The sequence below is a fragment of the Sanguibacter antarcticus genome (assembly GCF_002564005.1).
GTDB classification, from domain to species: Bacteria; Actinomycetota; Actinomycetes; order Actinomycetales; family Cellulomonadaceae; genus Sanguibacter; species Sanguibacter antarcticus.
Window position 1 is genome coordinate 2104582 of sequence record NZ_PDJG01000001.1, and the last position, 25946, is coordinate 2130527.

26 protein-coding genes are annotated in these 25946 nt (G+C 68.8%); 5 read left to right on the forward strand and 21 right to left on the reverse strand.

Annotated elements, in window-relative coordinates; translation table 11 throughout:
- Nucleotides 1-2 precede the first annotated feature (2 nt).
- From ATL42_RS09625 to ATL42_RS09640, 4 genes are all read right to left on the reverse strand, one after another.
- Nucleotides 3-563: a PKD domain-containing protein gene (locus tag ATL42_RS09625; protein ID WP_143556731.1), complete on the reverse strand. Its 561-nt coding sequence runs from the start codon at nucleotides 561-563 to the stop codon at nucleotides 3-5.
- A gap of 338 nt (nucleotides 564-901) precedes the next feature.
- Nucleotides 902-1501, reverse strand: coding sequence for a DUF6318 family protein (locus ATL42_RS09630; protein ID WP_143556732.1), 600 nt, complete (start codon nucleotides 1499-1501; stop codon nucleotides 902-904).
- A 70-nt stretch (nucleotides 1502-1571) separates the two neighbouring features.
- Nucleotides 1572-3437, reverse strand: coding sequence for a UvrD-helicase domain-containing protein (locus ATL42_RS09635; protein ID WP_169925379.1), 1866 nt, complete (start codon nucleotides 3435-3437; stop codon nucleotides 1572-1574).
- Between the two features lie 173 nt (nucleotides 3438-3610).
- Entirely contained in the window at nucleotides 3611-4681 is a 1071-nt protein-coding gene (locus tag ATL42_RS09640; protein ID WP_098455152.1) for a threonine aldolase family protein, read from the reverse strand.
- A gap of 52 nt (nucleotides 4682-4733) precedes the next feature.
- Here ATL42_RS09640 and ATL42_RS09645 point away from each other — a divergent pair, with 52 nt between their 5' ends.
- Nucleotides 4734-4970 (forward strand): hypothetical protein, encoded by a 237-nt coding sequence (locus ATL42_RS09645; RefSeq protein ID WP_098455153.1) that lies wholly within the window; start codon nucleotides 4734-4736, stop codon nucleotides 4968-4970.
- 117 nt (nucleotides 4971-5087) lie between these two features.
- On the opposite strand, the gene ATL42_RS09650 is transcribed toward ATL42_RS09645, so the two are convergent.
- The 12 genes from ATL42_RS09650 to ATL42_RS09705 all read right to left on the reverse strand — a co-directional run bounded on the left by ATL42_RS09650 (nucleotide 5088) and on the right by ATL42_RS09705 (nucleotide 15912).
- Nucleotides 5088-5351, reverse strand: a complete 264-nt coding sequence (locus tag ATL42_RS09650; RefSeq protein WP_098455154.1) for a GlsB/YeaQ/YmgE family stress response membrane protein — start codon at nucleotides 5349-5351, stop codon at nucleotides 5088-5090.
- A gap of 178 nt (nucleotides 5352-5529) precedes the next feature.
- Nucleotides 5530-6621, reverse strand: coding sequence for a J domain-containing protein (locus ATL42_RS09655; RefSeq protein ID WP_098455155.1), 1092 nt, complete (start codon nucleotides 6619-6621; stop codon nucleotides 5530-5532).
- Complete coding sequence (locus ATL42_RS09660) at nucleotides 6618-7325, reverse strand: hypothetical protein (RefSeq protein ID WP_098455156.1); 708 nt, start codon at nucleotides 7323-7325, stop codon at nucleotides 6618-6620. Before ATL42_RS09660 ends, ATL42_RS09655 begins: the two co-directional genes overlap by 4 nt.
- Before the next feature lie 180 nt (nucleotides 7326-7505).
- Nucleotides 7506-8513, reverse strand: a complete 1008-nt coding sequence (locus ATL42_RS09665) for an IS481 family transposase (RefSeq protein ID WP_098455157.1) — start codon at nucleotides 8511-8513, stop codon at nucleotides 7506-7508.
- Between the two features lie 117 nt (nucleotides 8514-8630).
- On the reverse strand, nucleotides 8631-9233 hold the full coding sequence (locus ATL42_RS09670; RefSeq protein ID WP_098455158.1) for a YdeI/OmpD-associated family protein: 603 nt from the start codon (nucleotides 9231-9233) through the stop codon (nucleotides 8631-8633).
- Nucleotides 9234-9288: 55 nt separating this feature from the next.
- Complete coding sequence (locus ATL42_RS09675; RefSeq protein ID WP_211281795.1) at nucleotides 9289-9852, reverse strand: LURP-one-related family protein; 564 nt, start codon at nucleotides 9850-9852, stop codon at nucleotides 9289-9291.
- Between the two features lie 48 nt (nucleotides 9853-9900).
- Entirely contained in the window at nucleotides 9901-10608 is a 708-nt protein-coding gene (locus tag ATL42_RS09680; RefSeq protein WP_169925380.1) for a maleylpyruvate isomerase family mycothiol-dependent enzyme, read from the reverse strand.
- Complete coding sequence (locus ATL42_RS09685) at nucleotides 10605-11252, reverse strand: pyridoxine/pyridoxamine 5'-phosphate oxidase (RefSeq protein WP_098456484.1); 648 nt, start codon at nucleotides 11250-11252, stop codon at nucleotides 10605-10607. Before ATL42_RS09685 ends, ATL42_RS09680 begins: the two co-directional genes overlap by 4 nt.
- 53 nt (nucleotides 11253-11305) lie before the next feature.
- A complete protein-coding gene (locus ATL42_RS09690) occupies nucleotides 11306-12025 on the reverse strand; it encodes a GOLPH3/VPS74 family protein (RefSeq protein ID WP_098455160.1) in 720 nt (239 codons plus the stop codon).
- Complete coding sequence (locus ATL42_RS09695) at nucleotides 12022-13137, reverse strand: carboxylate-amine ligase (protein ID WP_098455161.1); 1116 nt, start codon at nucleotides 13135-13137, stop codon at nucleotides 12022-12024. Before ATL42_RS09695 ends, ATL42_RS09690 begins: the two co-directional genes overlap by 4 nt.
- Nucleotides 13138-13239: 102 nt before the next feature.
- Nucleotides 13240-15054, reverse strand: a complete 1815-nt coding sequence (gene recQ, locus ATL42_RS09700; RefSeq protein ID WP_245862747.1) for a DNA helicase RecQ — start codon at nucleotides 15052-15054, stop codon at nucleotides 13240-13242.
- A gap of 177 nt (nucleotides 15055-15231) precedes the next feature.
- Nucleotides 15232-15912 carry a fasciclin domain-containing protein gene (locus ATL42_RS09705; protein WP_098455163.1) on the reverse strand — a complete coding sequence of 227 codons (681 nt, stop codon included), beginning with the start codon at nucleotides 15910-15912 and terminating at the stop codon, nucleotides 15232-15234.
- 163 nt (nucleotides 15913-16075) lie between these two features.
- Between ATL42_RS09705 and ATL42_RS09710 the strand changes: the two genes are divergently transcribed.
- From ATL42_RS09710 to ATL42_RS09725, 4 genes are all read left to right on the forward strand, one after another.
- Nucleotides 16076-16663, forward strand: coding sequence for a class I SAM-dependent methyltransferase (locus tag ATL42_RS09710; RefSeq protein WP_098455164.1), 588 nt, complete (start codon nucleotides 16076-16078; stop codon nucleotides 16661-16663).
- 55 nt (nucleotides 16664-16718) lie between these two features.
- Nucleotides 16719-18683, forward strand: a complete 1965-nt coding sequence (locus ATL42_RS09715) for a cytochrome c biogenesis protein DipZ (protein WP_098455165.1) — start codon at nucleotides 16719-16721, stop codon at nucleotides 18681-18683.
- A gap of 122 nt (nucleotides 18684-18805) precedes the next feature.
- Entirely contained in the window at nucleotides 18806-19900 is a 1095-nt protein-coding gene (locus ATL42_RS09720) for an S-(hydroxymethyl)mycothiol dehydrogenase (RefSeq protein WP_098455166.1), read from the forward strand.
- Nucleotides 19897-20568 (forward strand): MBL fold metallo-hydrolase, encoded by a 672-nt coding sequence (locus ATL42_RS09725; RefSeq protein ID WP_098455167.1) that lies wholly within the window; start codon nucleotides 19897-19899, stop codon nucleotides 20566-20568. Before ATL42_RS09720 ends, ATL42_RS09725 begins: the two co-directional genes overlap by 4 nt.
- A gap of 15 nt (nucleotides 20569-20583) precedes the next feature.
- Here the strand turns inward: ATL42_RS09725 and ATL42_RS09730 are convergent, their stop codons facing one another.
- From ATL42_RS09730 to ATL42_RS09750, 5 genes are read right to left on the reverse strand one after another with little or no spacing between them, the layout of a single operon-like run.
- Nucleotides 20584-21303 (reverse strand): ABC transporter ATP-binding protein, encoded by a 720-nt coding sequence (locus ATL42_RS09730; protein WP_098455168.1) that lies wholly within the window; start codon nucleotides 21301-21303, stop codon nucleotides 20584-20586.
- Nucleotides 21290-22291 carry an ABC transporter ATP-binding protein gene (locus ATL42_RS09735; RefSeq protein ID WP_098455169.1) on the reverse strand — a complete coding sequence of 334 codons (1002 nt, stop codon included), beginning with the start codon at nucleotides 22289-22291 and terminating at the stop codon, nucleotides 21290-21292. The genes ATL42_RS09730 and ATL42_RS09735 overlap by 14 nt, the downstream gene beginning before the upstream one ends.
- Nucleotides 22288-23529 carry a branched-chain amino acid ABC transporter permease gene (locus ATL42_RS09740; RefSeq protein ID WP_098455170.1) on the reverse strand — a complete coding sequence of 414 codons (1242 nt, stop codon included), beginning with the start codon at nucleotides 23527-23529 and terminating at the stop codon, nucleotides 22288-22290. The genes ATL42_RS09735 and ATL42_RS09740 overlap by 4 nt, the downstream gene beginning before the upstream one ends.
- Nucleotides 23526-24563, reverse strand: coding sequence for a branched-chain amino acid ABC transporter permease (locus ATL42_RS09745; RefSeq protein WP_098455171.1), 1038 nt, complete (start codon nucleotides 24561-24563; stop codon nucleotides 23526-23528). Before ATL42_RS09745 ends, ATL42_RS09740 begins: the two co-directional genes overlap by 4 nt.
- A 49-nt stretch (nucleotides 24564-24612) precedes the next feature.
- A complete protein-coding gene (locus tag ATL42_RS09750; protein ID WP_098455172.1) occupies nucleotides 24613-25848 on the reverse strand; it encodes a branched-chain amino acid ABC transporter substrate-binding protein in 1236 nt (411 codons plus the stop codon).
- Between the last annotated feature and the right edge of the window lie 98 nt (nucleotides 25849-25946).

The window sequence follows — 25946 nt, forward strand, 5'->3', positions numbered from 1 at the left end:
ATTCAGCCGACGATGTCCTCGACCAGGCGTGAGCGGAGCTCGGTGACTGTCAGCGGCGGTGCGGTGCTCGTGGTCGTCGCGGTCCCGTCGATCGCGGTATAGGTCGCGCCACCGTCGAGCGAGTACTCCCCCGACCACTGCGTCACCATCGAGACCGCGTACTCACCTGACGTCCCGTAGGTGTGCGAGACCGTGTAGTCCGGGTGCGGAGCTCCTGGGTCGGTCGTCTCTAACGGGCTCGACCCGTCGTCCCACTCCCACGAGAAGGCCACGGGCGTCGCTCGCACTCGGACCGCTTGCCCCAGCACCACCGTGTCGACAACCTGAGATGCGGCGTCCGTGTAGACGACGTTCACCATGTTCACCGGCAGCCACCCACCCGGCGGCCCCACCACGATCGCGGACGGCAGGAGCGCCAACGCCTGGAAGTCCGCGGCCGTGAACGTGAACGCCGACGGGTCGTTGCAATACATCAGGCTGTTGATCTCTGGAGCCGACCAGGTGCCGTCCGGCAGCAAGACCTGGACATCCGTCGCTGCGATCGTCGCATCCGTCGGAACCACACACTGGTCCGACGCTGCAACGACACCGCCCACGACGCAGCCCGCTGCGCCCAGGGCGCCGTTCGACTCGCAGAGGACCGACTCGGTGACTAGCACCGTCGGGGGGCCAGTCTTGATTGAGATCTCCGCACTCCGCTGACCGTTGGCGAGCACACCGAACTGAGCATCACCTGCAAATGCCTGGATCTTATGGGAACTAGAGGAAGAGTCATCTGCCGCTACAAGGCGCGCATCCACCGTCGACAGAAATGACAGCCCTAGTGGCTCTTGCACAAAGCCAAGGAGCGAGAGACCGGCAAGTGTCAGACCTACGAGGCGTCCTCCACCCATGACCAGGATCACTGCTCAGCTCCAATCACTACCGCACGAACCCGCCAGCTCCCGGATTCATCCATCTTGAGAAAAACAGACGTCGAAAGCTCGCTGTCGCCTGCAACCGATGTCAGCAGCGCACCGTCACTGTCGACGATCTCGTAAGACTCTTGATCGATTCGCCCGGTTACTTCGTATTCTTCGAGCGCGCCAGAGGGCGGTATTACCTTGTCGACGGACATCGCGACGCTTCCGCCAGATTGCACGTTCCCACTCGCGACGTGATCGTCGACCGCGTCCCGAACGCCATTGCAAAACTCGCTCTCCGGGTCGCACATCGCGTCCCACTCTGCGAGGTCGCCGGTCTGGAAGACGTAGCCGTACAGCGACAGGAAGTACTCAGCCGCCGCTCGGGCGCCGATCGCGTCGTTGGACGTCATGAGAGTCGGCTTCTCTGGTGGGAGGACCTCCGCGGGGGCGGTCGTCACGTCCGAGATCGGTTCCTCGGTCGCGGCCACGGACGTCGTCGGGGCGGGTGCGTTGTCGTCGGGCGTGCAACCAGCCAGTGCGACGTACGCGAGCACGCCTCCGACACAGGCGCTCCGAAGCGCACGAGGAAGAGTCATGCGCTGAACCATATTGGCTCGCCCGCCCGATTCCTACCCGATCACTCCTGCTGTGGACAGCCGCTCGGTGCTACGAGGCGACGGTCGTAGCGATCCACAAGCCGTCCCGTGCGCGGGTGGACCCGACGCTCAGCTCGCGTCGGGCACGTTCCGACGCCTCGCGGGTCGCCTCTGGGACCGCGCCGTCGAGCACGCTGGTCTCAGCCGGGAAACCCCACAGCAGGACCTGCTCGAACTCGAGCCCACGTGCGCTCCTCGTCGTTCCGACGGACACCGCGTCCACAGGCGCACCTGCCTCGTGCTCGATGTCTGCCAGGCGCCGGACGGGGAGCCCAGCAGCGACGAGCGCCGCCGCCGCAACGCGGGCACCACCTGCTGTCGGAGACAGCACCGCGACGTCACCGTAGTTCGTGCCGATCCCTGCGACCACACCGCGCACCCGGTCCACGACAGCCGTCATGACATCCGACGGCGCACCGTGCCACCGGACGACCTCGCCGCCCGAAGCGCCGGTCGTGGCGTCGTCGCGGCGGAAGCTCGTCTCGAGCGCGATGCTCCGGTTCGCGATGACGATCCCCGCTTCAGCGAGCGAGTACCCGCCCGGGTAGATCGACTGCTGTCCGTCGTCGAGAAGAAGCAACGAGCCCGGGCCGCCGCCCGCCACGGTGCGGAGCAGACGCGCCTGCGAGCACGAGAGGTCCTGCGCCTCGTCGACGATGAGCGAGGTCACCGTGCGCTCGCCCGGCACGGTCCCGAACGGCTGGTCGCGCAGCGCCTCCTCTGCACAGAGCACGAGGCCCGCCCAGTCGGTGACGCCAGCTGCCTCGAGCTCGTCCGCGTACGCACCGTGCAGGTCCCACACCGAGCGCCGCTGAGCGTCGGTGATCGGGTACGAGCGCCCCACCCGGTCGAGCGCCAGGTACGCCTCGAGGTCCGTCAGCCCGCGTCCGCGCACCACCGCGCCCACCTCCTCCTGCCAGTACGTCACGGGCAGGTTCGACGCCCCGAGAGCGTCCCGGCCCACCCTGTTCCACGCACGGTTGAAGGCCGTGATGGCCCGTGCTGCGTCGGCTCGCACCGACGACCCACGGGCTTCGAGAATCCGTGCGGCGACATCGTGGACAGTCATGAAGTCGACCCGGTCCGCCGCATCCGGAGCAAGCGCTGCGAACCTGCGCGCGAGTGCAGCCGGCAGCACCTCACCGAGCGACGTGACAAGGACGCGCTCCCTCGGGTCGAGGCGAGCGAGGTACGCAGCGCGGTGCAGACCGACCGTCGTCTTGCCGACCCCGGCCGGGCCATAGATCCGTGCCGGACCGTCGAAGGAACGCCGGACGAGCGCAGCGAGCGCCGGGTGCAGCTGGACCGTCCACTCGTCTACCGGGCTCGCGAGCATCGACTCGACGAGCGCGACGTCCAACGCCGGATCTGGCGCCGGACGGTCGGCGTCCGTACGTCCCACCTCGACGGCGACCTCGCCCCTGACGGAGAAGAGCTCCTCGCACCGACCGACCACCTGCTCGACGAGATCCGCAGGCCACCGCTGCCCGTGAGAGAGGATGACGCGCGCGACGGAGTCCGTGTCGACGATCCGAACGCTGTCGACGAGCTCGTCGAGCGGGGCACCAGCATCGAGGACCACGACAGGGTGCACCTCGTTGGGCGACAGCCCGATGAGGACGAGGTCCGCCTCGAGGGTCTGGCCCAGGTCCGCGAGGGCATAGATCTGCTCGGTGACGTCGACGCCGCCGCTCCAGAGCAGGCCGTCGTCGATGGTCGGCTCGTGGAGGTCACGACCGTCGACGAGGAAGAGGCCACCCGGCCCGATGACGAGGAGCTCGACCGGTGTGGCGCGTCGGCCCGGACGGCGCCGGCCCTCGAGGACGACGTAGCCGACCGTCGTCAGCCGACGGAGCTGCTCGAGATGCCGGCGCATCCCAGGCCCAGCCGTCGGCTCCTCTGCGGGAGCGTGTTCGGACGAGCGGTGCGTCGTGGTGCCCGCTGGCGTTCCTGCTGTCATCCGTTCCCCCAGGTTCTCTGCCGAGTCATCGACAGGAGTGCCGGGGTTCTTGAGGTCCGGTCGACTGCGGGGTCAGACCATGCCGGTGGTCAGGGCGTTGCCGTGCTGGCGACGCGTCCCAGCTCCTCGACGATCGCTGAGACGAAGGCGTCGACATCCTCGTCGGTGGTGTCGAACGAGCACATCCACCGGACCTCTCCGCGCGCCGCGTCCCAGTCGTAGAACGCGAACTGCTGCCGGAGCCGGTTCGCCGCGTCGACGGGGAGCGCCGCGAAGACGGCGTTGACGTGGGTGTCCTGGGTGAAGGACAGGCCCGGAGCATCGCCCGCGGCGACGAGCTCGTCGAGCCGGGTGCGCAGCCGGGTCGCCATGGCGTTCGCGTGGGTCGCTGAGCGGAGCCAGAGATCACCGTCGAGGAGCGCGACGAGCTGCGCCGACGCGAACCGCATCTTCGACGCGAGCTGCATCGTCATCTTGCGTACGTAGTCGACCCCCTCGACGGCTGCGGGGTCGAGGACGACGACGGCCTCGCCGTACATGAGCCCGTTCTTGGTCCCGCCGAACGACAGGACGTCGATGCCGACGTCGGTCGTCAGCGCGCGGAGCCCGACCCCGAGGCGTGCGGCCGCGTTCGCGATGCGGGCGCCGTCCATGTGGACGCGCATGTCGAGGGAGTGCGCGTGCTCGGTGAGAGCGAGGATCTCGTCCGGGGTGTAGACGGTGCCGAGCTCTGTCGACTGGGTGAGAGAGACGACGAGCGGCTGCGCCCGGTGCTGGTCGCCCCAGCCCCAGGCTTCTTGATCGATGCTCGCGGGGGTGAGCTTGCCGTCCGGGGCGTCGACGGTGAGCAGCTTGATGCCACCGACACGCTCTGGCGCTGCGTTCTCGTCGTTGTTGATGTGGGCGTGGCGGCTCGTGACGACGGCGCCCCACCGGGGCAGCATCGACATGAGCGCGACGACGTTCGCGCCGGTGCCGTTGAACACGGGGTAGACGGCGGCCTGGTCCCCGAAGTGTCCGCGCACCACCTCCTGGAGCTGTGCGGTCCACGGGTCGGCACCGTAGGCGCGAGCGTGCCCGACGTTCGCTCGGGTGAGCGCTTCGAGGATCTCCGGGTGGACGCCCGCGTAGTTGTCTGAGGCGAAGGTGTGGTTGTTCACGCGATCACCCTATTCCCGACCGGTGTCAGCCCCGTGCGCTTGAATGAGCGTCATGGCTTCTTACCTCGCTCTCATCACGGTCCGCGACGAGATGGACAACGACGAGATCGACGGCATGCGCGACGCGCTCGGCGCCGTGAACCCTCCTGAGCAGAGCGGAGCCGCCATGGTCTTCCTCGTGCCCGGTGAAGCGCCGGACGCTGAGGTGGCACTCTCAGCGGCGACGCAGCACGCTGGCGAGATCCTCGACGGGTACGACTACGAGGTTGAGGTCAGCGAGTCGGTCTGAGGCATCGACCTCCCGGAGCCGGACACGCAGGAAGGCCCGCCGCACCGTGAGGTGCGACGGGCCTTCGCGCGTCGGTCGAGCCGTGTGAGCAGCCCGGCCGGGTTGAGCGATCCTGCGTCAGCGGCGGTTCTTGCCGCGCATGCCGAGGTAGATCGAGATGAAGGCGATCGCCATGACGATCGAGATGACCCAGCGGATCCAGTCGATGCCTGCGGTGTCTTCCACGCCGAGCAGGCCGGCGAGGAACGACCCTGCGAGCGCGCCGAGCGCACCGAGGATGATCGTCCAGAGCACGCCGATGTTCTGGTCGCCCTTCATGAAGAGACGAGCGAGGGCGCCGATGATGGCGCCGAAGATGACGAGACCGATAAGTTCACCCATGAGGGCACCTCCTTGTTAAGCGTCGATGTGGTACGACGTGTCGAATGTCAACTCCCAGATCCTGACAGCCTCTACACCAGAGCGCATGTCGAGCGCTATGGCCTTCGTCACATTTGGTCAAGTTTGACAGGCAGTTCGGGATTCGAACCCTCGTGACAGACCGCATGCACAGCCAGTGTCAGGCTGACGAGGCCGTGGCGAGCTCGTCTGCCCATGCCTGTCGCCGATCGTCCGAGCAACGGCGGGCGATCACATCTGTCCGCTCGTCGATGACGATCCAGATGTGAGCGAAGCACGGCCCCACGACGGTGCCCGTCCTGGTTGTCGTACGGTCCTGGCTCGTGACGTGCACCCGCGTTCGGGAGCCCTCACGGGTGGCTTCCAGGACCCACCAGAGCGTGTGGTCAGGGCGGCTTGCAGCCGAGGTCATCGCAGCCCAGGCTTCGGCGTGCGCACGCCGTTCGGTCGCTCTCGCCCAGCGCACGTGCTCAGCAACCACGCTGTCGAGCGCCTGGGCGCGCGCGCGTCGCAAGACGACTCCCGAGATCATGAGGAGCGCAGGAACGAGAACCGCACTCGTGGCAAACACCCACGCGGTCCGCGCTTCAATCTCGACGGTGTCTCCGGCGCGGGCAGTCTGGACGTAGACCGCTGCCACTGCGGCTGACATGAAGAGCCCGAGGACCTGCCATCCGGCTGTGGACGAGCTAGGACCGCGGACGCGTGCGCGTCGTCGAGCCCCGATCCCGATGAGGAGGGGCGTCGCGGCGACGAGCACGAACGCAAGGTAGGACGGCGCGGGCTCCGACGCGGGTGGTCGGTCGACGACGAGGACGTAGGCAGCGACGACGTAGACGACGAGGAAGAACGCAGCGACCCAGCAGAGTCTCTCCGCCCGCCGGAGCGCTCGCGACCGGCGTGCCGGAAGCCTCGGCTCGTCGAGCACGACTCGCGGTGGGAGCGGGGAGACGGGCTGCGAAGCCTGCGGGGGAACGTCGCGTTCGCGTGGTGGTGTGCTGCGCGGCGGGGACTGCCGCTCAGGTTCTGGCGTCCTGGGAGCCCGAAACGACCGCTCGAGCTCGGCGTCGTAGACCGCGCGACGCCCGGCATCGATGAGGACCTCGTACGCGTCCGTCAGCAAGCGGAACTGAGTCGCAGATCCTCCATGGTCGGGGTGCGCATGTCTGGCGCGCTTGCGGTAGGCGCGCTTGATGTCCGCGGTCGATGCTGTAAGCGAGACGCCGACACGGTCGTAGTGGGTGGTGGTCATCTCTTTGCTCCTGCCAGCCGCGCAAGCCTGGTCCGGATGGACGGCTGCGGCGGGGCGGAGCCGGTGAGGACCTGTTCCGCGTACCGCTCCTCCCACCCCGGCGGTATCCATCGGCCGAGCTGTGGGTGCGACGGGTGCTCGTGCAGCGCCCATTGCACGAGGAGCAGCTCTGCCCAGTCCGACCGCAAGAGCCACGAGACAGTCCCGTCGATCCCTTGCCCTTGCAGGTGGACCGTCCGTGGGCCGACGAGCTCCATCGACGAGACAGGCTCCCATGGCCACGGAAAGAACCCGGTGCGGGACTGCATGTAGAAGCCGTGGGTAGACACGAAGAGAGATCCCGCGTCGTCCACGGCCCACCGTGCCGTCGCATCTGCCCGGGCTGCGGCGCGGCGGGAGCTGTTTCCTATCGCCTGAGCACCGGCGAACAGTGCCGTGGCCGCAAGGGCACCACGACCGGTCGCCAGGAACATGCCCGAGCTCTGCGAGTACGAGCCGTCACCGACGGGCCGGAACGAGCAGCGTTGGAAACCTCCGACGGCGAGCATCTTCTCGTCGCTGCCGAACGCGGTGCGAAAAGTGACCGGGCTGAGCGGACGCATGTCGAGAGTGCCGTTCAGCGATCGGTCGACGATGTCGCGCGTGTTCAAGATCGCGGCGTCGTGGTGCGACCAGACCTGCGACTGGACAGGCTTCTTCGACATACGCATTCCCCCTGGTAACGGGTCCGCCAAGCGTGGAACCGACAGCAAGGATAACGAGGGCTGCAGCGTGCGCGAGCCTTGTCCACAATCCCGAATCGAGACGTCAGGAGGACTCGGCTCCCATCACGATGTCTGCTCGTCGACCGCACGACCGTCGTACGGTCTCATCACCCACGCCCCCTAGGTGTTCTGTGTCATGACGTTGGTGACACCTGCTCGGAGGCGTGAGGCTGGGGGTTGGTTTCCGGTTGCAGTGTGGGGTCGATGGTAGTTGTAGTGGATGTTCCAGACGTCGAGTGCGGCGGCGCGTTGAGCTTCTGAGGTCCATTCGCGGGCGTAGAGAAGCTCTTCGGCCAGGGTCCGGTTGTAGCGCTCGACCTTGCCGTTGTGTTTGGGGGTGTGGGGCCGGATGCGCTGGTGCCTGGCCGCAGAAGCCAGGATCGAGCGCGTGAAGTCCTTCGCGCGGTAGTTCGACCCGTTGTCCGTCACGACCCGGGTGATCCGGTCGATGCCATGGGCGGCGAAGAAGATCCTCGCCCGGGCCCAGAACCCGATCGTCGTGGCGGCCTTCTCGTCGGGCAGGGCCTCGGTGTAGGCCAGGCGGGAGAACCCATCGACCGCCGAGTGCAGATAGACGTAGCCGGCGCGGGCGCCTTTCGTCTTGGCCCGGTCCACCGCCTTCGCGGCTTCGGATCCGCGCCCGTGGGCTCGCCAGCCGCCACCGTCGGGGATGCGCCCCACCTTCTTGACGTCTAGGTGGACCATGTGACCGGGATAGCGTGCCACGATCCGCCGGATCACGCGGTTGGAGGCGCCGGTGGGGTCGATGTCCCGGCGCCTGGAGATGCCCAACCGGCGCAACCAGCGGGCGACCGTCACCGGCGCGATCTGATGACCCTCACGGACCAGCTCGAGATGAATCTGTCGGGCCGTCCACTTGTGGGTGCGGCGCAGTTCCTCGATCCGTACGACCACCTCGGGCGGGGTCTGGGTCGGGGACGAGTGCGGGGCGCTGGACCGGTCGACCAGACCGACCTCCCCGACGGCTTCGTAGCGGCGCAACCACTTCGTCACCGTCTGGCGGGCGACGCCCGCCTCGGCCGCGACGTGAGCGATCGGACGGTACTCGCAGCGCTGCACCAGGCGCAGTCTTCCGGCAGGGGTCAACGGGGCATTAGCGTGGGTCATGAGGGGTAGGTCCTTCAAGCAGGCGGATGTAGGAGTACTTCCATCCTGCAAGACCGGGACCTACCCCTTCCTCACGCCCACCCCCCGGCGTGTCACCAACGTCATGACCCACAACACCTAGGCGTCGCCCACGTCCGGCCTGCGCTTCTGCGGGTACGGCGTGACTCCCTGCGCCAGCTGCTCGACGAAGGTCGTGATGCGGCGGGCCCGTGTCTCCGGTCGCCGGGCCTCGTGGATCCGGACGAGGATGGCGAACCTGTTGCTGGAGGTGAGTGCCGCGAACCACGCTTGCGCTGCTGGCGACACTGCCAGGGCCTCCGTCAGGTCTGCAGGCACCTCGATGGTCGCCGGACCTGCGTAGGCGCGGTCCCATCGCCCGTCGGCCTTGGCTGCCTCGATCTGCACCCGACCAGCGTCCGTCATGGTGCCGTCACGCTCGAGCCGCTCGACCCGCCCGACGTTGACCACCGACCATGCGCTGCGGCTCCGTCGTGGAGTCATCCGCTGGAACGACGAGTCGATCCCCCGCGAGCGGGCCTGACCGTCGATCCACCCGAAGCAGAGCGCCTCCTCGACAGCGTCCACATACGTCAGCGTCGTCACTGCACCGCCCTTCTTGTGCAGGACGAGCCACACGCCCGGAGCGGCCGAACCGTTCGCCTCGAGCCATGCCCGCCACGATGCACGGTCAGGGACCAAGAGCTCCGGCAGCTCGATCATGCGTCAGCCCACCCCGCCGCGCGGCTGTCTGCCTCCGACGACCACCACGGTCACCTCAGCGTCCTTGCAGAGCGTCCAGAGCCACGGCCATGGCGGCTGCGACGCGACCGTCGAGCCGGGCTCCAGGGACCGTAACCGTGTAGTGGTCGCGGAGGGAGAACTTGCGCTCGACAGACAGGACGGGAGCGCCTGCCGGGTCCTGGAAGTCGAAGTGGAACGTGAAGGGGAAGTTGATGAAGCGCCGGAAGACCGCGATGACGGCGCTGCGCTCCTGACCACGGGCTCCGACCCCTGCCGCCTCGAGGAACCACGTCGACCGCAGGAGAGAGGCCTTGAAGTCCTTCTTGAACAGTCCGATCGGCTGGCCTGCGGCGTCGAGGACGTCGTACGTCGCAGCGAGGTCGATCGCTTGGCGCGCCTTGAACGAGAACACCGGGACGGAACGCGAGTCGTCCGAGTAAAACGTCACCTGCTCCTTGAACGCGAGGCGCTTCTGCTGCGCGACGGCGAGCAGCGGACCGAGCTCGTCGTTAGGCCCCAGCGCGTGGATCGCATACCGGTTGACCATGAGCGTGATCTTCTGGCGGACAGCGAATCGTTCGATCTGAGCGAGGCTCACTGAAGTTCTCCAAGGTCGACGGTGTGCGCGGCGGTGCGCCGTCAAACTCTAGCGGGAGGGCGTCCTCGGCTGTCGACGTGGCCATGGTTCGAGCTCCGGCAGCGGCACCTCGGCGCCTGCCCGGCGTGCTGTCGGTGCGTGGACCGGCTCGCGGCCTGCCAACCACAGGAGCACGTCGCGCGGCGCTCCCACGAGCTCGATGTCTGCTGCGCTCTCGGGGAGCCGCTGCGAGAGGAAGTCCCACAGCCTCTCGCACGCCTCCGGGCTCCACGCTCCGGCCGTGATGCCGCACTCGAGGTCGATCGCGTGGAGAGCGACCTCGCGCCACCATGCGTCGAGGACCACGCTCAGCGTCCCCGACCGGAACGTGACCGGTGCGGCCCACCCCGCGCTGTCGTCCGGCCATGACGCGCTGAGGCGGACGAGCGCGGCCTCGAGGTGCGCAAGATGTTCCTCAGCGTCGCGGCCTGCAGCGGCCTCGATCGCCGCGTCACGCTCCTCCCGGCCACCGTCGTAGACCTCGCCGAGCTCACCGCGCGACGCCAGCTCGGCCTGTCGCGTGAACGCTGTCGCGAGGCTCGTCAGGTGCGCGAGGACGTGCCCGCGCGACCATCCCGGCAGCGTGGACGGCGCCCTGACGTCAGCGTCGTCGAACCGGGCGACCGCCTCGAGCAGCAGGTCTTCGAGCTCGCCGACGTCGGCGAGGATGACCGCCTCGGGAGGCTCGGCGTCAGCACGGGTCGGCGCAGGTGTCACGGCCACAAGGTCTCCTGGGTCCAGAGGTCGTCCTCGCGGGCATCGCGAGCACGGGCACTGCGGGTGTAGAGCAGACGGGTGTGCGCGCGGTCGTGCGACGCGCTCCAGAACTCGACCCGGTCCGCGACGAGCACGTAGACCGCCCACTCCGGGTCGACGAGGCCGGGATCCTCATCGATGCGCGCACGCGCCGTCGCGAGCGCACGTGCGTGGTCGACGGTGGAGGACAACGGCTCGCTCTGGTGCCCGACGAGCGTCGCGGCCCGGGCTGCAGGCCTGCGGGCGAGGAAGTCGAGCTCGACCTCGTCACGGCCGAGGATCTCCACGCGCCCGGTCACACGGACCTGCCGACCGACGACGGGCCAGAAGAACGTCAGCGCCGCCGAAGCGTTCTCGGCCAGCGCCCGCCCCTTCGGGCTGGTCGCGTGCGTGGCGAACCACCAGCCGGACGAGTCGACGTCCTTGAGTGCGATCGTCCGTGCGCTCACGTCCTGGGACGCGTCGCTCGTCGAGAGGACCGGGGCGTGCGGGGCCAGCTGCCCTGCCTGCACCGCAGCATCGAGCCAGGCGACGAAGAGCTCAACCGGGTCTGCGGGAGCACCGGTCACGTCGAACGCAGGCACATCCTCGGAGAAGACCGGCATGGCACGCAGGCGAGCGCGCAGCGGTGAGGCGTGCCGGGGCGAGGCGTGCGCCGTCACGAGGGGCTCGGGACGGTGGCGGCGGTGAGCACGACCATCATGGCGGCGTTCACTGCGTCGATCGCGCGCCGGACAGCCTGGTCTGCAACACCGCCGTCGCCGACGACCTTCGCTCGGCGACGCAGCTCCCTCGCGTTCACGCCGACGGCTCCGAGCACCGTCGGGACCCGATCGACAGCGTGCAGCATGCTGACGATCGCTGCCTCGTGCGTCGTTGCGCTCCGCCCGATCACCAGGACGTCATAGAGCGCCGTCCGCAGAGTCTTCTCCTCCGCCGAACCGGTCGACGGCCAGGATCGGATCCGGAAGATACGCAGGATCCGCTTCTCCTCGGACCGCAGCAGGCCCCGAGCGACGAGCCGTGCGAGCACTTCCTCCCGCAGACCTTTGTGCAGCTCCAGGAGCATGTTCTCGGGAGTCCGTGGCGTGACCGCCCCGATCCGGCGCAGCGCCTCGTCGAGCAGAGGCTCGCCTGTCGGACGGGGATCACGGACGACGAGCCGCCCCGCCTTCACCTGCTCCCCAGGGCCTGCGACCTCGACCTGGCCTGATGCCACGAGATCCAGCAAGACCGCCCCCGCGAGCGCGAGGTTGATCCTGCTCGGGTCGACGACCGCCCGCCCAGAGATCTCGTGGACGAGCAGGAGCGCGACCTCCTCGACAAGGATCATGGATCCACGTGAGGGCCCGGAGCGGGGCGGTGCGGTGAGGTTCATGCGTGCGTCGCCTCGACCGCTCGGGCGACGACGCCTTCGAGGTCCCGGCCCTCGGCGTACCAGGCTCGTTGGGCGTCGGCGCCGTTCCCCCGGGTCCAGACACGCTCGAGCATCTGGTGGACGAGGTCGAGGTCCCCGGAGTCCGCGAGCGCGGCCGAGACGTGGTCGACGAGCTCGGCGACGACGGTGCGCGCGGGCTGGGGGCGGAAGGTCGAGGGGCTGACGAGGTCTTCTCGGAGCCCGGAGCGTGCGGCCCGCCAGCTGGCTGCGCGGAGCTGTTCGACGCGGACCTGGGGTGTGGCGTCCCCGTCGGCGGCCTGTCGTGCGGCGGTCTCGACGAGGCCGCGGACGAGGGCGGCGAGGAGTGCGGCGTCGTCGGGCCGGAGGCAGACGTCGGCGACACGGACCTCGACGGTCGGGTAGCTCGCGGAGAGGCGGGCGTCGAAGTAGACCATCCCGGTGTCGAGGATCGCGCCGGTGTCGACGAGCCCTCGGACGGTGGAGTGGTAGGCGTCGGCGGACCCGAAGGCGGCGACGGGGCCTGCGGTCGGCCACCTGTTCCACACCTGGGAGCGGTAGCTGGCGTAGCCGCTGTCTTCGGCTTGCCAGTAGGGCGAGTTTCCGCTGAGGGCGAGGAGCGGGGAGAGCCAGGGGCCGATCCGGTCGAGGACGGCGACGCCTTCGGTGTCGTCCTCGACGCCGACGTGCACGTGGCACCCGCAGGTGAGCTGCTCACGGGCGGTGAGGCCGAACTGTCGGTTGATCTCGAGGTAGCGCGGCGCAGGGGTGGGTTCGGCGACGACGTGCAGGGGCGATGTGGCCAGGGCGACGACGCGTGCGTCGACCCGGTCTGCTGCCTGCTGGGCGCGGCGGCGCCCGTCGCGGATCTGGGTGGTGAGGTCGGTGAGGTCGGTGCACGGGTGTGTGCACGTCTCGATCTGCTGGAGGGTGAGCTCGGCTTCGAGGTCGCCTCCGGGGCCGTCGTCGTCTGCGGAGCCGTGGTCCGTCTCGTCGTGGGTACCGGCGGCGTCGAGCAGCGCTCGGGCGAGTGCCATCGGCTGCCCTCTGGGCCCGACGAGCAGGTACTCTTCCTCGACTCCTACGGTGCGCACGCGCTCAGTGTGCTGCCTGTGGTCTCGTCCCGCACGCTCAGGGGGCGTGTGCTGCTCGCTCGCGGGCGCCGAGCACCGACCGGTGGGTTGCCCGTCTGGCGTTCAGCCTGGCGTGTGGCCGAGCGTCTCGAGGACCCCTGGCCCGAACTTCTCGAGCTTGGCAGCGCCGACGCCGCCGACGGTCGAGAGGCTGTCGAGGGTGGTGGGTCGGAGGACGGCGATGTCGCGCAGGGTCGCGTCGTGAAAGACGACGTACGCGGGGACGCCTTGTTCCTTGGCTGTCGCGCCGCGCCAGGCGCGGAGCTTCTCGAAGGCTGATGCGGCGGTCTCGTCGAGGTCGGCTGCCGCTGCCCGGACCTTTCCGGTGCCAGATCCGCGTGCGTTCCGACTGCGGGGGGCTCTCGGTGCTTCGCGCCGGAGCAGCACTGGCCTGTTCCCGGACAAGACCTCCGCGCTCGCCTCGGTGAGCGCGAGGGTTCCGAAGCCGTCGCCGTCGACGCCGAGGAGCCCGCGGGCGAGGAGCTGGCGCACGACGGCCCGCCACTCACCGTCGGAGAGGTCGGCCCCGATGCCGAACGTGCTCAGGGACGTGTGACCGAGCTGGGTGACACGGGGCGTCTCCTTGCCGAGCAGGATGTCGACGAGGTGCCCTGCGCCGTATCGCTGGCCACGTTCGCGCTCGAGCCGGACGACCGTGGAGAGAAGCTTTTGTGCGGCGACCGTCCCGTCCCAGGTCTCGGGTGGCGCGAGGCAGGTGTCGCAGTTGCCACAGGGTGTGCTCGCTTGACCGAAGTAGGCGAGGAGCTGCACCCGGCGGCACTCGACCGTCTCGCAGAGGCTGAGCATCGCGTCGAGGTGTGCGGAGAGGGTGCGGCGGTGGGCGGCGTCGCCGTCGGAGGTGTCGATCATGCGCCGTTGCTGGACCACGTCCTGGAGCCCGTAGGCGAGCCATGCGGTGGCAGGGAGCCCGTCGCGCCCGGCGCGCCCGGTCTCCTGGTAGTAGCCCTCGACGGACTTGGGCAGGTCGAGGTGGACGACGAACCGGACGTCCGGCTTGTCGATGCCCATCCCGAAGGCGATGGTCGCGACCATGACGAGGCCGTCCTCGCGCAGGAACCGCGACTGGTTGGCGGCCCGGACGCGGGAGTCGAGGCCTGCGTGGTATGGCAGCGCGGGGATGCCCTGCGCCACGAGGTGCTCGGCGGTCTGCTCGACAGACTTGCGGGACAAGCAGTAGACGATGCCGGCGTCCCCGGGGTGCTCGGAGCGCAGGAGGTCGACGAGCTGCGTGCGGGGGCTGTTCTTCGCCGCGATCCGGTACCGGATGTTCGGGCGGTCGAAGCTCGCGACGAAGTGTCGGGCGTCGGTGAGCTGCAGGCGTCGGGCGATCTCGGTGTGCGTCGTCTCGGTCGCTGTCGCGGTGAGAGCGATGCGGGGGACGTCCGGCCACCGCTCGTGCAGGACGGACAGCTGGAGGTAGTCGGGCCGGAAGTCGTGCCCCCACTGGGAGACGCAGTGCGCCTCGTCGATAGCGAACAAGGCGACCGTGCCCCGGTCGAGGAGCGCGAGGGTCTCGGGGACGCGCAGGCGTTCGGGCGCGAGATAGAGCAGGTCGAGCGTGCCGGAGACGAACGCGTCCTCGACACGGCGGCGCTCCGTGTAGTCCTGGGTGGAGTTGAGGAAGCCCGCACGCACGCCGAGCGCGGACAGCGCGTCGACCTGGTCCTGCATGAGCGCGATGAGCGGCGAGACGACGACGCCCACGCCCTGACGCACCAGCGAGGGCACCTGATAGCAGAGCGACTTGCCGCCGCCGGTCGGCATGAGCACGAGGGCGTCCCCGCCGGCGACGACCGTCTCGATGATCTCGGCCTGGTCGCCGCGGAACGCGTCGTACCCGAAGACGGTGCGCAGCACGTCGAGCGCGCGCCCACCGGCGTCGACGGTCTCGGGGCGCGTCGGGGCGAGGACGGGTGTCTCGGGGAGCGAAGTCACCCGCCCACTGTAGGGGCCTCGGTGACACGCCTGGACGACCCGGACGCGGCACAGGCCCGCTCCCCTGATGGGGACGGGCCTGTGACCGGGCTGTCTGCGTCACATCGTGGGCATGAGCACCGAGTCGATGAGGTAGACGGTCGCGTTGGCGGTGACGACGCCACCACAGATGACCTTGGCGTCGTTGACCATGAGGTCGTCGCCGGACCCGGTGACGGTCACGGTGTCGCCCTCGACGGTGGTGAGCTCTCCGGCGACCTGGTCGGGCGTGAGCTGACCGGGGACCACGTGGTACGTGAGGATCGACGAGAGGGTGTCGGCGTCCGTCTTGAGGCCCTCGATGGTCGCTGCATCGATCTTCGCGAAGGCGTCGTCGACGGGGGCGAACACCGTGAACTCGTCGCCGTTGAGGGTGTCGACGAGGTCGACGTCGGGGTTGAGCCCACCGCTCACGGCTGCCGTGAGGGTGGTGAGGATCGGGTTGTTCGAGGCTGCGACGGCGACGGGGTCGGTCGACATGCCGGTGATCGAACCAGCACCGTCGGGCACGGCGGTGGCGTACGCGGCGCACTCCGGGCCGACGAGGTTGGCGGCCGGGTCCGCCATCATGGCGTCGTCGGTCGGTTCCGTCATCGGGTCCTCGGTCATGGCCGCGTCGTCCGACATGCTCTCGGCTGCCGGGGTCTCGGTCGCCGTGTCGCTGCTGCAGGCCGACAGCCCGAACAGGGCCAGCATGGCGGCGGACGTGACGACGTACGAGGCGCGGTTGCGAACGTTCATGGGACTCTCCTCTGCGTGGTGCCCCACGTCGTGCGGGGCGTCTCACACCGAGGTTCGGAGCCGCACGTCGAGCGGATGGGTCCGGACGGAAAAGAATTTTTCCCGACCTCCAGGAACTCGGTTCGTGGCCTGCGCTGTCAGCGGCTCCGGGCACTATGAGCCCATGACGACAGCCGAGCAGTGGGACGCCGAGGCCGCCAGCTTTGACGACCAACCTGATCATGGGCTGCGCGACGCGGCCGTCCGTACGGCATGGGCGGACCTCCTGCTGCCGCTCATGCCCCCGGCCCCGGCGCGCATCGCTGACATCGGGTGCGGGACCGGGACGTTGAGCCTGCTGCTCTCCGACGCCGGCCACCGGGTGTCCGGCCTCGACATCTCGCCGGCGATGGTGGCGCTGGCCACGACGAAGGTCGCCCGCGCCGGCTACGAGCCGGACGTCCGCGGCGGTGACGCCGCAGCGCCACCGTGGCACCCCGGGTCGTTCGACGTGGTCCTCACTCGCCATGTCCTCTGGGCGATGGACGACCCCGACGCAGCACTGGCGCGCTGGATCGAGCTGCTCGCGCCGCACGGCCGCCTGGTCCTCATTGAGGGACGCTGGTCGACGGGCGCAGGGTTGTCGGCGGCCCGTGTCTGCGGTCTCGTCCGCCGATACCGCGCCGAGGCAGACGTCACCGTCCTAGACGACGCGAGGTATTGGGGCGCCCCCGTCAGCGACGAGCGGTACGTCGTCGTCAGCCGCTCCTGACAAGACCGCCCGACCGTGCACCCATCCGTGGGTGCCCCGGTGACGAACCTGCAGCATGGAAACCCTCATTCTCATCGGGCTCATCGGTGGCCTCATCACCGGCATCTCACCGTGCATCCTCCCGATGCTTCCGGTGATCTTCTTCGCAGGCGGGGTCGAGGGCGCTCGTCCGCGCGGCGAGCCGCGCCCGGCCGACGACGCGTCAGCCGACTCTGCTGAGAGCACGGAGACCGTCCCTGCTCCCACGCCCCCGACCTCAGCGCTGTTCGCAGGCCTCCCCGCCGCAGTCCAGGTCGATGCCAAGGGCAAGGTCGCGGTCGACACCCGGCCGAAGCCTGCGAGCCGTCCGACCGCTCGCAGCACCGCTGGTGCGTCCCCCGCGCCGCGGCCCCCCTCCCGGTGGTCTCGCTCCTCGCGCCCGTACCTGGTCATCACCGGCCTCGTGGTGAGCTTCAGCTTCTTCACGCTGCTCGGGTCGCTCCTCCTTGGTGCGCTCGGACTCCCCCAGGACCTGCTGCGCTGGGTGGGCCTGGTGCTGCTGGCCATCATCGGTGTCGGCATGATCGTCCCTCGGCTCGAAGAGATCATCGAGAAGCCGTTCCAGCGGATCGCCGCGATCGGCGCACGTCGTGGCGCACGTAACAAGGACCGCGGCGCCTTCGTCCTCGGTCTGGGCCTCGGTGTCCTCTACGTCCCGTGCGCGGGCCCGGTGCTCGCCGCGATCACCGTCGCGGGTGCGACCGGGAACATCGGACCTGGGACGGTGGCGCTGACCGTCTCCTTCGCGATCGGCGCGGCCATCCCGCTCCTCGTCTTCGCTCTCGCCGGTCGCCGTGTCGCCGAGCGGGTCGGTGCGTTCCAGAAGCACACGCGGGGCATCCGGATCACCGGAGGCGTCGTCATGATCGTCCTGTCGGTCGCGCTGGCCTTCAACCTTCCTGCCTATCTCCAGCGTGCGCTCCCCGACTACACCGGAGCGCTCCAGGAGCAGGTCGACGCCTCTGACACCGTGCGCGAGGCTCTCGACCTCGGTGGCATCGTCACCGACGAGAACCGTGAGCTGTCCAACTGCTCCAACGGTGGCGACGAGCTCGAGAGCTGTGGCACCGCCCCGGCGCTGTCCGGTATCGACACCTGGCTCAACACGGACGGCGGCGAGCCGCTCGTCCTCGACCAGCTGAGCGACGACGGCAAGGTCGTGCTCATCGACTTCTGGACGTACTCCTGCATCAACTGCCAGCGAGCCATCCCCCACGTGAACGCCTGGTACGACACGTACAAGGACGTCGGCAACGGCTTCGAGGTCATCGGGGTGCACACCCCGGAGTTCGCGTTCGAGCGCGAGACCCGCAACGTCGTCGCCGGCGTCGCTGACCTGGGCGTGACCTACCCCGTCGCACAGGACAACAGCTATTCGACGTGGACGGCGTACCGCAACCGCTACTGGCCCGCCCAGTACCTCGTCGACGCCGACGGGACCGTCCGCCACATCCGCTTCGGCGAGGGCGGCTACGAGAACACCGAGAAGCTCGTCCGCGAGCTCCTCACCGCAGCGAACCCCGGTGTGCCCCTGCCCGAGCCGACGACCGTCATCGACTCGACCCCGCAGGCGGAGACGACCCCGGAGACGTACTTCTCGGTGAACAAGATCGTCAACTACTCCGGCTCGGCCAAGTACGCCGCGGGCGAGGGCGTCTTCACCGCGAACCCCGACCAGCCGGCGAGCACCTTCTCGCTGGACGGCACGTGGGAGATCGACTTCCAGGGCGCGACCGCCGTCTCGGACGATGCCCGCATCCAGCTCGCCTACAGCGGCACGGACGTCTTCGCCGTCCTGGGCGGAGAGGGCACGGTGACCGCGACGGTGCGCACGGCCGACGGGACCACGCAGGTCCGTGAGATCGACGTGACCGGAAACCCCACCCTCTACCCGGTCCTTGAGGGCGAGGAGGCCACGACAGGCATCATCGACCTCGAGCTCCCGCCGGGCGTCCAGGCGTTCACGTTCACGTTCGGGTGAGGTCTGCTCTGACGTAGCGCTCGGTAGACACGGTCCCCGGGCACCGTGAGAGGGGTGCGCTTGCACCCCTCTCACGGTTTCGACGTAGCCTGGTGACAGAAGTTCGTCGACTGAGGAGATCCATGCCCTGGACCGTCAACGCCGTCGTCGCGCTCGCGCCCGGCGAGCCCGTCTCGAACGTGCAGATCATCGTTCCCGACCCCGGCCCTGGCGAGGTCGTCGTGGACATTGCCGCGTGCGGTGTGTGCCACACCGATCTGCACTACCGCGAGGGCGCGGTCACCGACGACTTCCCGTTCCTCTTGGGGCACGAGGCGGCCGGGACGGTCGCAGCGATCGGTGCTGACGTGACGCACGTCGCCGTGGGCGACACCGTCGTCCTCAACTGGCGTGCCGTGTGCGGGCAGTGCCGGGCGTGCCGCCGCGGCAGCCCGCAGTACTGCTTCGCGACGCACAACGCCACGCAGCCGATGACGCTCACGGACGGCACACCGCTCACCGCGGCGCTCGGGATCGGCGCGTTCGCCGAGAAGACGATCGTCGCCGCGGGTCAGGCGACGAAGGTCGACCCGGGAGTCGACCCGGCGGTCGCCGGCCTCCTCGGTTGTGGTGTCATGGCCGGGATCGGCGCGGCCGTGAACACGGCGCCGGTGCGTCGCGGCGACACGGTCGCGGTCATCGGCTGCGGCGGCGTGGGGTGCGCGGCTGTCGCCGGCGCGGAGCTCGCCGGTGCCCGACGCGTCATCGCGATCGACCTCGACGACCGCAAGCTCGAATGGGCACGCGCCGTCGGTGCGACGCACACGATCAACTCGAGCGGTCTCGACCACGACGGTGTCGTCGCGGCGATCGCTGCGCTCACCGACGGGTTCGGTGCAGACGTCGTCATCGATGCTGTCGGGCGACCCGAGACGTGGAAGCAGGCCTTCTACGGCCGCGACCTCGCTGGCACGGTCGTCCTCGTGGGCGTCCCGACGCCGGAGATGACGCTCGACATCCCGCTCGCGGACGTGTTCGGTCGCGGCGGCGCGCTGAAGTCCTCCTGGTACGGCGACTGCCTGCCCGAGCGTGACTTCCCTGCACTCCTGGAGATGTACACCCAGGGCCGACTGCCTCTCGACGCCTTCGTGTCGGAGCGCATCGGACTTGCTGACGTCGAGTCGGCGTTCAGCACCATGCAATCCGGCAACGTCCTACGATCGGTGGTCGTCCTATGAGCACGCACGAGAACCACGAACCTGAACCGGCCGTCGTGCCGAGCGTCCGCGCAGAGCACCTGACGACCTCGGGGACGTTCTCGCTCGACGGCCACACGTTCGACGTCGAGAACAACGTGTGGCTGGTCGGTGACGACGAGGAGGTGCTCGTCGTCGACGCACCGCACGACGTGGACGCGATCGTCGAGGCGGTGGCTGGTCGGCGCGTCGTCGGCATCGTCGCGACGCACGCGCACGACGACCACGTCCGGTTCGCTCCGGAGCTCGCGGAGCGGCTCGACACGTCGATCTGGCTCCACCCCGCCGACCGCGAGCTGTGGGAGATGACCCACGGTAATGACGTCCCGACGAAGGACCTCGTCGACCGCCAGATCCTCACCGTCGCAGGCAGCGACCTGTACGTCCTGCACACCCCCGGCCACTCCCCCGGGTCGGTGAGCCTGTTCTCCCCCGACCTCGCGGCGGTGTTCAGCGGAGACACGCTCTTCGCCGGCGGGCCGGGTGCCACCGGGCGCAGCTTCAGCGACTTCCCGACGATCATCGTGTCCATCCGCACACGGCTCCTCACGCTCCCGGACGGGACGCGCGTCAACCCGGGCCACGGACCGTCGACGACCGTCGACGCCGAGGCTCCCCACCTGCAGGAGTGGATCGCGCGGGGTCACTGACCTCTTGCTCTGGTCTCAGGCGACGCCGAGGTAGGCGTCCTTGATCGCGGGGTCGGCGAGCAGCTCCTTGCCGGGCCCGCTGCGCACGACTGAGCCGGTCTCGAGCACGTAGGCGCGGTCGGAGCGCGACAGCGCCTGCTGAGCGTTCTGCTCGACGAGCAGCACGGTGGTGCCCTGCTTGTTGATCTCCGAGATGATCCGGAAGATCTGCTGGATGATCATCGGCGCGAGACCCATCGACGGCTCGTCGAGGAGGAGGAGCCGCGGGCGGGCCATGAGCGCACGTCCGATCGCGAGCATCTGCTGCTCGCCGCCGGACATGGTCCCGCCGACCTGCGTCCGACGCTCGGCGAGCCGTGGGAAGAACGTGAAGACGCGCTCGAGGGTCTCGTCGTGCTCGGCCTTCGTCTTGAAGGTCCGGGCGAAGCACCCCATCTCGAGGTTCTCCATGACCGTCATGCCGGCGAAGACCCCGCGTCCCTCGGGGGCCTGGATGATGCCCTCGTGGACCCTCAGGTGGGGCTTCATCTTCGTGACGTCCCGGCCGTCGAAGACGATCGAGCCGCCCGCGAGCGGGTGCACACCCGAGATGGCCCGCATGGTCGTCGTCTTGCCCGCCCCGTTGGCGCCGATGAGCGTGACGAGCTCGCCCTCGTCGACCGTCAGCGAGACGCTGTGGAGGGCTTCGATGCGCCCGTAGGCGACCGTCATGTCGGTGATCTCAAGCAATGGCATCGTCGGGAACCCCTAGGTAGGCGGCGATCACGGCCGGGTCGGTGGTGACCTGCTCGGGCGTGCCGTCGGCGATCACGCGACCGAACTCCAGGACGACGATCCTGTCGGTCACGCCACGCACGAGCCGCATGTCGTGCTCGATGAGCAGGACGGTGTAGCCGTCGTCGCGGATCTGGCGGATGAGGTCCATGAGGGACTCCTTCTCCGCCGGGTTGAAGCCGGCCGCGGGCTCGTCCAGGCACAAGAGCTTGGGCTCCGTCGCGAGGGCACGAGCGATCTCGAGCCGCCGCTGGTCACCGTACGAGAGGTTGCGTGCCTTGTCGGTGGCCCGCCCCCCGACGCCCACGAACTCGAGCAGCGCCATCGCGCGGTCCATGCCCTCGCGCTCTTCGTGGCGGTGGCGGCGGCTCCGGAAGAGTGCTCCCGGGACCGAGGTCCGGTGCCGTGCGTCCGTGCCGACGACGACGTTCTCGAGGGCCGTCATCTCGTTGAAGAGCCGGATGTTCTGGAACGTGCGGGCGATACCCATCTGGGTGATCTGGTGCCGCTTGCGCTTGCCCAGAGACGCTCCGTCGAAGAGCACCTCGCCGGAGGTCGGCCGGTACACGCCGGTGAGCGCGTTGAAGCACGTCGTCTTGCCGGCTCCGTTCGGACCGATGAGGCCGAGGATCTCGCCGCGTCGGATGTCGAACGTCACCGAGTCGAGCGCGGTCAGACCACCGAACTTCAAGGTGACGTCCTGCATCTGCAGCAGCGGCTCGCCGACCTGCGCGCGCACGTCCCGCTTCGCGGCGACCATCTGTGCGACGACCGTCGGGTCGGCCAGGCTCGGGTGGACGTCGGCGACGTCGACGGACACCGGCTCGTCGACCCCTCCGCCAGGCATCTCGGCTTCGCGCGGTTGCTTGTCGAAGCTCGTCTCGGTCGCCCGGAACGGCTCGCCGTGCTCAGCGCCGGCGCCGATCCCGCCCGGGTCGTGGCTGCTCATGCGGCGTCCTTCCGTACGGTGCGGCGTGCTGTGACGTAGAGCTCGCGCCCGTAGGTGAGGAGCTTTTGGCGCACGGGTATGAGTCCCTGCGGTCGGAAGACCATGAGGACGGTGAGCGCGAGGCCGAAGAACAGGTAGCGGAACTCCGCGATCTCCGTCCCGTTGATCGGGATGCCGAAGAGCTCGGTGCGCCCGAGGAAGAAGTTCGGCAGGTACACGATGAGGAAGGCTCCGAGGATGACGCCAAGCTTGTTCCCCTGCCCACCGAGGACGACGGCGCAGAGGAACAGCACGGAGTTGATGACGTTGAAGTTCGTCGGGTTCACGAACTGCACCTGGCCCGCGTAGAGGGCTCCGGACGCACCACCGATCGAGGCCCCGATGACGAACGCCCAGAGCTTGAAGCGGAAGGTGGGGACGCCCATGATCTCCGCAGCGTCCTCGTCCTCCCGGATCGCGACCCACGAGCGTCCGACCCGGGACCGCTCGAGGTTCCCTACGAAGACGAGGGTCCCGAGGATGAGGACGATGCTCAGCCAGTACCACCAGACCCCGGAGTTGAGCGTCCCCGAGGAGGCACCGGCGGAGAACACACCGTTCGTGTTGTCCTCGCTGATGCCGATGCGGGGGTACGCCACCTGAGACAGCCCACGACCGCCGCCCGTGACGTCGTCGAGGTTGTCGGCGAGGAGCCGGACGATCTCGCCGAAGCCAAGTGTGACGATGGCGAGGTAGTCACCGCGCAGACGCAGCGTCGGCGACCCGAGGAGGAGTCCGGAGAGCGCGGTGATCGCGACCGCGATCGGCAGGGCGGCGAGCCACGCCCAGTCGCGCGAGAGCCATCCGCCGTCCCCGGTCTGGTTCCACGGGCTCGACGGGCTCGTGAGGATGGCGACGGTGTAGGCACCCACGGCGTAGAAGCCGACGTACCCGAGGTCGAGGAGCCCCGCCTGGCCCACCACGACGTTGAGACCGATCGCGATGAGGGCGTACATGCCGAACTGGGCCATGACGGCACCGAAGTTGGTGCCGACCGTGGTGAGGACCGGGAGGTTGAGGACGGGCAGCAGCGCGATGAAGACGACCAGCGGGAAGCCCACGACCCACTGGGTCGGTCGTGGGAGGGCGTCCCACCAGAGCCGCATCGCGTCACCGAGGCCGCCGTGCGGCCGGTTCGCCACCGACGCCTTCGTGCTCACCGGGGCCGGCGACGGCGACGTCACAGGAGTCTCGCTCATGCTCGTGCCCTCCCCAGGGACTCGCCGAGGATCCCGGTGGGCCGGACCATGAGAACGAGGACGAGGAGCCCGAAGGCGACCACGTCGCGCCACTCGGTGCCGAAGAGCACCTGGCCGTAGTTCTCGATGATGCCGAGGAGCAGCCCGCCGAGCAGAGCTCCACGCAGGTTGCCGATCCCTCCGAGCACCGCGGCGCAGAACGCCTTGATGCCGAGGATGAAGCCTCCCGAGTAGATGATCCCGTTCGGGACGCGCAGCGTGTAGAGCAGCGCTGCAGCACCAGCGAGCAGCCCGCCGATGAGGAACGTCAGGACGATGATCCGCTCCCGCGAGACACCCATGAGGGTGGCGGTCACGGGGTCTTGGGCCACCGCGCGGATGCCGCGGCCGAACTTCGTCTTGTTGATGAACAGGTCGGTCGCGAGCGCCAGCACGAGTGCCGAGACGATGATGATGATCGACACGTTGGTGACGTTCGCGGTGAAGAGCGTGAACTGCGTCTCGGGGACCACGAGCCGGATGGGCTGCTGGGCGTTGACGCCCCCGAGGGTGTCGCCGGTGAGCCGAGGGAGCACGAAGTGCACGAACTCCTGGAGGACGAAGGACGCCCCGATGGCGGTGATGAGGAAGACGAGGGGCTGGGCGCCCCGCTTGCGGAGCGGGCGGTAGGCCACCCGCTCGAGGCCGACCGCGACACCACCAGAGATCGCCATGCCCCCGGCGAGCGCGAGGACGAGATAGACCACGGTCATCGCGATTCCGAGGTCGTAGGCGTTCCCGCTCGGGCCGAACCCGAGCATCATGAGCACGGCGTACTGCCCGATCATGCCGATCATGAAGACTTCGGAGTGTGCGAAGTTGATGAGCCGCAGGACTCCGTACACGAGGGTGTAGCCGACAGCGACCAGCGCGTACACGGAACCGTAGGTGAGCCCATCCACGGTCAAGGCCCAGAAGTTCTTGGCTAGCGCGGCGGTGTCGAACCCGATGAGGGGTTCGGCGACCACCATGGCGTGGATGAGCCCACCTGACATGTTGTTGTTCTCCTTCTCCGGCTGATGGACGTGTCGTACCGGAGCTGAGCTACTCGACCTTGTACATCCAGATGAGCGCGGACTCGAGCTCGCCGGTCGCGTCCCACTTGTAGCTGCGGGCGAGGCCCGTGCCGTCGTAGCTGCTGACGAAGTCGACGAGCCCGGCGCGGTCGGTGACCCCGGAGTCGATGCCCTTGAGCATGATCGTCATGAGGTCGTAGCCCTCGGTGGAGTACACGCCTGCCGCCTGGCCTGCGCTCTCCTCGTACTCGGCGGCGAACTCTTCAGGAGCCGGGCCGCACGGGCAGGAGAGGACTGCGCCCTCGGAGGAGGAACCTGCCTGGGAGACGAACTGCGGGTCGTTCACGCCGTCGGCGGAGACGAACGGGATCTCGACGCCACCGTCGCGCAGCTGCTGCACGAACGGGGCTGCCTCGGCGTAGTAGCCGGCGTAGAAGACGGCGTCCGCCTCGGCACCGTTGATGATCTGGACGGTGGCTGCGAAGTCCTTGTCACCGGTCTTGACGTCGGCGGCGCAGGAGGAGTCTGCTGCGTCTCCGAGGCCGGCGTTGATCTGCTCCGCGAGGCCGATGCCGTAGTCAGAGTTGTCGGCGACGACGCAGACCTTTTCGTAGCCGAGGGTGTCGACGAGGTACTTCGCGACCGCTGGGCCCTGGATCGCGTCGTTGGCGAGACCGCGGAAGAACGTGTCCCAGCCGTTGGTCGTGAGATCTGGGTTGGTGGCCGAGGCGGTGAGCGTGAGAAGGCCGGCCTGGTTGAAGATCGATCCGGTGGCATTCGTCTCGCCGGAGAACGCGGGGCCGAGAAGACCGAGGATGCTCGCGTCGCCGACGATCTGCGGTGCGACCTGGGTGGCCTTCTGCGGGTCACCTTCCGTGTCGAAAGGCTTCAGCTCGACCTGGCAGTCAGCATTTGCCTCGTTGTGCTTGTCGAGCGCGACCTGTGCGCCGTAAAGAATGTTCTGACCGAGCGCGGCGTTCGGTCCGGTGAGCGCACCGGCCATGGCGATCGACACCTCGCCACAGGCGGCGGACCCGTCGCCTGCGGGGTCGGCAGGATCCATCGCCTCGCCGGCCTCGACCTCAGCGCCGGTCGCGTCGATCTGCACCGCGGGGACGATGGTCAGGTCGCTCGCGTCGACGCTGCTCCCGGTGGAGTCGTCTCCTGTGTCGCCGGCCTCTTTCTGACTACAACCTGCGACGACGAGCGTCGTTGCGAGGGCGAGAGCAAGAGCGCTCGACCTACGACGTGTGAGAGAACGCATTCGGAACCTCCGGTGATAGGGGCCTGCCGCCCGCGGTGCCCAGAGCGTCGCAGCGGGTGGTTTCGCTGGTGTGCGGGTCGCGTTTCCCACAAGTTACA

What these genes read in the sequence shown, in the direction of transcription:
- ATL42_RS09630 (WP_143556732.1), bottom strand. Translation starts at nt 1,501, where the DNA reads ATGACTCTTCCTCGTGCGCTTCGGAGCGCCTGTGTCGGAGGCGTGCTC.
- ATL42_RS09635 (WP_169925379.1), bottom strand. Translation starts at nt 3,437, where the DNA reads ATGCGCCGGCATCTCGAGCAGCTCCGTCGGCTGACGACGGTCGGCTAC.
- ATL42_RS09645 (WP_098455153.1), top strand. Translation starts at nt 4,734, where the DNA reads ATGGCTTCTTACCTCGCTCTCATCACGGTCCGCGACGAGATGGACAAC.
- ATL42_RS09650 (WP_098455154.1), bottom strand. Translation starts at nt 5,351, where the DNA reads ATGGGTGAACTTATCGGTCTCGTCATCTTCGGCGCCATCATCGGCGCC.
- ATL42_RS09655 (WP_098455155.1), bottom strand. Translation starts at nt 6,621, where the DNA reads ATGACCACCACCCACTACGACCGTGTCGGCGTCTCGCTTACAGCATCG.
- ATL42_RS09660 (WP_098455156.1), bottom strand. Translation starts at nt 7,325, where the DNA reads ATGTCGAAGAAGCCTGTCCAGTCGCAGGTCTGGTCGCACCACGACGCC.
- ATL42_RS09665 (WP_098455157.1), bottom strand. Translation starts at nt 8,513, where the DNA reads ATGACCCACGCTAATGCCCCGTTGACCCCTGCCGGAAGACTGCGCCTG.
- ATL42_RS09670 (WP_098455158.1), bottom strand. Translation starts at nt 9,233, where the DNA reads ATGATCGAGCTGCCGGAGCTCTTGGTCCCTGACCGTGCATCGTGGCGG.
- ATL42_RS09685 (WP_098456484.1), bottom strand. Translation starts at nt 11,252, where the DNA reads ATGCCGGTCTTCTCCGAGGATGTGCCTGCGTTCGACGTGACCGGTGCT.
- ATL42_RS09690 (WP_098455160.1), bottom strand. Translation starts at nt 12,025, where the DNA reads ATGAACCTCACCGCACCGCCCCGCTCCGGGCCCTCACGTGGATCCATG.
- ATL42_RS09705 (WP_098455163.1), bottom strand. Translation starts at nt 15,912, where the DNA reads ATGAACGTTCGCAACCGCGCCTCGTACGTCGTCACGTCCGCCGCCATG.
- ATL42_RS09710 (WP_098455164.1), top strand. Translation starts at nt 16,076, where the DNA reads ATGACGACAGCCGAGCAGTGGGACGCCGAGGCCGCCAGCTTTGACGAC.
- ATL42_RS09715 (WP_098455165.1), top strand. Translation starts at nt 16,719, where the DNA reads ATGGAAACCCTCATTCTCATCGGGCTCATCGGTGGCCTCATCACCGGC.
- ATL42_RS09720 (WP_098455166.1), top strand. Translation starts at nt 18,806, where the DNA reads ATGCCCTGGACCGTCAACGCCGTCGTCGCGCTCGCGCCCGGCGAGCCC.
- ATL42_RS09725 (WP_098455167.1), top strand. Translation starts at nt 19,897, where the DNA reads ATGAGCACGCACGAGAACCACGAACCTGAACCGGCCGTCGTGCCGAGC.
- ATL42_RS09730 (WP_098455168.1), bottom strand. Translation starts at nt 21,303, where the DNA reads ATGCCATTGCTTGAGATCACCGACATGACGGTCGCCTACGGGCGCATC.
- ATL42_RS09735 (WP_098455169.1), bottom strand. Translation starts at nt 22,291, where the DNA reads ATGAGCAGCCACGACCCGGGCGGGATCGGCGCCGGCGCTGAGCACGGC.
- ATL42_RS09740 (WP_098455170.1), bottom strand. Translation starts at nt 23,529, where the DNA reads ATGAGCGAGACTCCTGTGACGTCGCCGTCGCCGGCCCCGGTGAGCACG.
- ATL42_RS09745 (WP_098455171.1), bottom strand. Translation starts at nt 24,563, where the DNA reads ATGTCAGGTGGGCTCATCCACGCCATGGTGGTCGCCGAACCCCTCATC.
- ATL42_RS09750 (WP_098455172.1), bottom strand. Translation starts at nt 25,848, where the DNA reads ATGCGTTCTCTCACACGTCGTAGGTCGAGCGCTCTTGCTCTCGCCCTC.